This is a genomic window from Facilibium subflavum, assembly GCF_003574485.1.
Taxonomy (GTDB): Bacteria; Pseudomonadota; Gammaproteobacteria; order Francisellales; family Francisellaceae; genus Facilibium; species Facilibium subflavum.
Genome location: NZ_QLIT01000276.1, coordinates 1 through 3,032, shown reverse-complemented (window position 1 = coordinate 3,032; position 3,032 = coordinate 1). Strand labels below are relative to the sequence as shown.

Below are 3,032 nucleotides of genomic sequence, written 5' to 3'. Positions count from 1 at the left end.
TAGTGTCCTGTAGTGTGCATAAAAATACTATTGGTGTTTTACGATGAGAACATCATAAGATTATTCACAAACAGTATCTCTTGCCAAGCTTATTTATACGCTATTTTAAATAGAAAAATGCCTGTAACAGCTGCTGCTCAAACAATAATACTGACGCCTTTTGATCCTGCATTAACCCATTGACTAAAATAGAGAAAATACGTTTTTGACCATTTGCTGCAACCATATAACCTGATAAAGCGCTTGCAAAGGTGCCTGTGCCTGTTTTTGCATGTACAACCCCTTTAAGTGGCGGCTGCTTCATTCTCTCTGACAAAGTGCCAGATACCCCTGCTATTGGCAGCGCGTTGAAAAAGAAATTAAATACTTTCTCTTTTTGCATTGCGAACAGTAACGATGAAATAAAATATGCATTTAATAAATCATTTTGAGACATCCCTGCGCCATCTTCTAATTGTACTGTTTTTACATCAACACCGAGCTTATCCTTTAAAACAGCTAAAATGGCATTTTTCCCTGCAATAAAGCTTCCTACATTAAAGACTTGTTTACCAAGTGTTCTTGTCATTGCCTGCGCGTATAAATTATCTGAATTTTGCAGCATGTGCCAAACTAATCGATAAAGTGGTGCTGAGCAATGTGTTGATAAAGTTTTTAAGCTTGAAAAATCAATCTGATGAAGCTTTTGTATTGCTGTATGATTATTAATAAGTGACAATTTCATCAACTGTTCTTGAATAATCTGTTTTACCCTATCAAATGGATTTTTAAGTGCAAATTTTATTTGATAATCTCCAGCCCCCAAACAACCAGACAACATTAAAACATTCTGTGTATTCATATGAGAGTCAAACTGACATGTCATTAATTGCTGTTTATTTGCCACCTGAAGCTGATTAATAATTTTTATCTTTTGTGCAGCTGGTTGTTTTATGCAAAACGCATGATCATTCTTATCTGCTTGCAGTCGCAATGGAATGCTGTTTTCATTTACAGTAAACGCAACCGTAGGCGTGGCATAATAAAAACTCATATCACTTTGGCTTATATTGATAGGATAATCGCGCCCTTGAAAAACACGATTCACCAGATAAATATTACCTTTTATTTGACGGATCCCATGCTCTGATATTTTTGATAATAACTGCTTAATATTTGCCGTGCTAAGACTAGGGTCACCAGAAAAATCAATATATAAATTATGTATTGTATCCTTATGTAAGTATCTATCGGTATAAATTGTTGTTTTAAAACGATAATCACTGCCTAGTAATAATAAAGAAGCTGCCGCAGTTAATAATTTCACATTGCTTGCTGGCAGAAAATTCTTCTTATCGTTGTATTGATAAATAACCTTACCTGTATCTGCTTGAATCAAACGAACACCTAACGATGCTGACCCCAAGTTATATGCACTAGTAAATTTAGCGATATCAATCACATCTGCCTGACCAAACTTTAGCAGAAAAACATTCAGCATTAATAGGAAAATAATACAATGGACTTTCCTCATTCTCATCCTCCACTAAACTTAAAAAAACACAATGCCTGTGCAAAGTTTATAAAAAAGCAAAGCTTACGACAATACAAACCCCATATAATCAAATACCTCACACATCATATCAGATTAAGCACGCGGATGATGCTTTTTGAAGATATTAATCAGTCTTGTTTGGGATATATGTGTGTAAATTGTTGTTGTCGAAACACTGCTGTGCCCAAGCAGCATCTGTACTGACCGTAAATCAGCACCATGATTTAGCAAATGTGTTGCAAATGCATGGCGAAGTGTGTGAGGTGAAATAGGCTTATCGATCCCAACCGACAACACATACGCTTTAATACGATGCCAAAAAGTCTGCCGCGTTATTCCCTTTTTATGGTGACTGACAAATAACTTACTGACCTTAGACCCTAAAAGCCAGGCGCTTCGGACATTGTCAATATACTGTTGTAAATATTCAAGCGCGTACTCTCCCATTGGCACCAAACGCTCTTTTGACCCCTTACCCATAACACGAACCACGCCTTGCCTGAGATTCACATCTTCTATATCAAGTCCAGTAAGCTCACTTACCCGCAGACCTGTTGCATAAAGTATCTCAAGCATCGCTTTATCACGCACGCCAATATCTGTTGTCAAATCTGGCGCTGATAAAAGCTTCTCAACTTCATCCTCATTAATCACCTTAGGCAAAGCCTTGGCAAGCTTAGGGAAATTTAACTTCTGGGTTGGATCTTTTGTCATTCTTTGGCTTTGATATGCCCATTGGAAAAATTTACGTAATGTTGAAATCATGCGCGCATTTGAACGCACGCTATAACCTTTATCTAAACGTTTTGCAATAAAAGCCTGCAACTGACTCTCCGACAAGGATAACAGGCTTTTTTCTTGTACAAAAACGCATAGGTGAGATAAATCTGTTTTATAAGCGTCGACTGTGTTTTGACTCAATCCATCGATAAGCCAGACATCCTCAATAAATTGATCGACTAAATCGATATTTGTCGACACAATAGATATAGACCTCTTATACTTTTTCTTTAATCCTTGCAGCCTTACCAGTCAAACCACGCATATAATAAAGCTTCGCACGGCGAACTTTCGCACGTCTTTCTACTTTAATGCTTTCAATGATTGGGCTATGTGTCTGGAAAGTACGCTCAACACCTTCACCACCAGAGGCCATCCTTCTTACGGTAAAAGAAGAGTTAAGACCACGATTTTTCACCGCTAATACAAAGCCTCTAAACATCTGAATACGCTCTTTATTACCCTCTTTAACCCATACGTTCACTGTAACAGAATCACCAGGGTTAAATGATGGTAAATCATCTCTTAACTGCGCATTTTCAACCATTTCTAAATATTTACTTTGTCGAGTAGACATCTCTGTTTCTCCTATTTATAATTTAAATTTTAAACATAATGTGAGAAAGCATGATGCCCCTCACAGAACCGTACTTGTAGATTTCCCACATACGGCTCTTCAATTTAACTCACTGAACCTGTTAAAGTATAAAAATCATGT

Annotated in this window: 3 protein-coding genes; all 3 read right to left on the bottom strand. The window is 37.1% G+C overall.

All coding sequences use genetic code 11. The features are described from left to right. Window positions 1-100 precede the first annotated feature (100 nt). Window positions 101-1,513 (bottom strand): D-alanyl-D-alanine carboxypeptidase/D-alanyl-D-alanine endopeptidase, encoded by a 1,413-nt coding sequence (gene dacB, locus DNK84_RS13250; protein WP_162902477.1) that lies wholly within the window; start codon window positions 1,511-1,513, stop codon window positions 101-103. A 114-nt stretch (window positions 1,514-1,627) separates the two neighbouring features. After that, window positions 1,628-2,518 carry a site-specific tyrosine recombinase XerD gene (gene xerD / locus DNK84_RS13245; RefSeq protein ID WP_119344948.1) on the bottom strand — a complete coding sequence of 297 codons (891 nt, stop codon included), beginning with the start codon at window positions 2,516-2,518 and terminating at the stop codon, window positions 1,628-1,630. Window positions 2,519-2,531: 13 nt separating this feature from the next. Then, on the bottom strand, window positions 2,532-2,891 hold the full coding sequence (gene rplS / locus DNK84_RS13240) for a 50S ribosomal protein L19 (protein ID WP_119344947.1): 360 nt from the start codon (window positions 2,889-2,891) through the stop codon (window positions 2,532-2,534). Window positions 2,892-3,032 lie beyond the last annotated feature (141 nt).